Genomic DNA, 1,669 nt, shown 5'->3' with positions numbered 1-1,669 from the left:
GTAACCGTTCAGGGGGGGTAAAAGAGAAATAGCCCAAAAAGCGGAGAAAATCTGATAAATTAAGTGACATGGAAGAAAAGCGCGTCAACCACCTAGAGCAGATACCCCCAGAAGATTGGGGAAAGACTCCAACCAGTGTCAAAAAACTGGTGGAGGCAATGGCGCAGCAAATAGAACAACAGGAAAAGAAACTAACCGAAGTCCTGACAGTTCAAGAACAGCTATTAGAAAAAATTAATCGGACATCAGAAAACTCATCATCACCACCATCTTGCGACCCACCGGGATTGGGAAAAAAGCCGCCAAAGACAAAAAGCGGTAAAAAGCGAGGGGGGCAGCCTGGTCATCAAGGAAATAGCCGGGACTTATACCCAATAGAAGAATGTAGCGAAGTAATCGAGCATCATCCAGAAGAATGCAGTAATTGTGGAGCCACCCTGACTGGAGTTGATACAAACCCCTATCGTCACCAGATAGTAGAAATTCCACCCATCAGTCCCATAGTCATCGAGCATCGTTTGCATCAATTGACCTGTAGCGGATGTGGCACAAAGACTCGTGCCAGATTACCATTCGACGTGAACCGAAGTGGTTACGGAGTCAGAGTAGTGGCTCTAGTAGCAGTATTGAGTGGAGTGTACCGCCACAGTCAAAGAATGGTACAAAGTGCCATGCAAGAAGTATTTGGGATTTCCATATCATTGGGAACAGTCAACAGACTACGACTGGAAGCAAGTAACGCCGTGGCAATCTGTGTACAGGAAGCCAAAGATTATATTCAAAACGCCAACGTCGTCGGAGCCGATGAAACCAGCTTTAATCAAGGAAATATTGATGGTAGTAATCCTGAACAAAGAAAAGCTTGGTTATGGGTTGCAGTCACCCCCCTAGTCACATTTTTTGAAATCGCCCTCACCCGTTGTACTCAAGAGGCAAAGAATTTATTGGGTGAAAACTTCAGGGGAATTTTGAACTCTGACCGGCACGGTGCTTACAACTGGGTAGACTTGGAACGTCGGCAATTGTGTTGGGCGCATTTGCGACGGGAATTTATTAAAATATCGGAACGGACTGGAGTCTCGGCAGAATTGGGAACTGCACTGGTCAAACAACAAGAGAAGTTGTTTGAACTTTGGCATCGAGTCAGAGATGGTACTTTATCTCGTGGTGATTTTGGTGAGTTGGTTCAGGAGATTCGCTCATCCATTACAGCCACTTTACTCGAAGCTGACAAATACCAAATCACATCCCGGGAAAAAACTCCCTTAGCAAAAACAGTTCGCACTTGTCGTCAACTGCTCAAAGTTGAGCTGGCAATGTGGTTGTTTGTTACCACTGCTGGTGTTGAACCCACTAATAATGCTGCCGAGCGCGCTATTCGTCCTGCCGTGATATGGCGACGTACCAGTTTTGGTTCTCAAACTCAAGCTGGTAGTGTTTTTGTAGCTCGGATGCTGACTGTGGTGACAACCCTGAAGTCTCAAAAGCGTAATGTTTTGGAGTTTATGACTCAGGCTATTGTTGCGAATCGTGGTGGTACAGCCACTCCTTCTTTGCTTCCTGACGCTAATAATTGTTCTGATGATTCTGACTTGTTGACTGCTGCCTAATTTTATTTTTTGATTTTGGGGGTGGTTTTTCGTCTTCTTTATACCCCCTGAACGCTTAC

Annotated in this window: 1 protein-coding gene; it reads left to right on the top strand. The window is 45.4% G+C overall.

Features of this window, described 5'->3' with window-relative positions:
* The first annotated feature begins 68 nt into the window (after positions 1 to 68).
* A complete protein-coding gene (tnpC, locus tag QUA44_RS30450) occupies positions 69 to 1,610 on the top strand; it encodes an IS66 family transposase (protein WP_333257645.1) in 1,542 nt (513 codons plus the stop codon).
* Positions 1,611 to 1,669: the final 59 nt, after the last annotated feature.

Source organism: Microcoleus sp. N9_A2 (assembly GCF_036701775.1).
Classification (GTDB): domain Bacteria; phylum Cyanobacteriota; class Cyanobacteriia; order Cyanobacteriales; family Microcoleaceae; genus Microcoleus.
This window is presented reverse-complemented; position numbering and strand designations above follow the sequence as displayed.